This window comes from Microbacterium sp. H6 (genome assembly GCF_003314775.1).
GTDB lineage: Bacteria > Actinomycetota > Actinomycetes > Actinomycetales > Microbacteriaceae > Microbacterium > Microbacterium oxydans.
In genome coordinates, this window is the sequence record NZ_QOAY01000192.1 from 1 (window position 1) to 244 (window position 244).

A 244-nucleotide genomic window follows, 5' to 3' on the forward strand; every position below is an offset into this window, starting at 1 on the left:
CGGGAGCCGCTCCGCTGCCGTCGCCGATGCGCGCGAGGAGCGCGCCGACCTCGACGGTCTCGTCTTCGGCCACGAGGATCTCCTCGATCACGCCGCTGACGGGGGAGGGGATCTCGGTGTCGACCTTGTCGGTCGAGATCTCGAGCAGGCCCTCGTCCGCCTGCACGGTGTCTCCCACCTGCTTGAGCCAGCGGGTGACCGTACCCTCTGTGACGCTCTCGCCGAGAGCGGGGAGGACGACGGA

General features: G+C 70.1%; 1 protein-coding gene. It reads right to left on the reverse strand.

What is annotated here, in order from left to right; genetic code table 11:
• Positions 1-244: biotin/lipoyl-containing protein (locus DSP71_RS12590; protein ID WP_309472619.1), on the reverse strand; the 244-nt coding region annotated here is incomplete at both ends.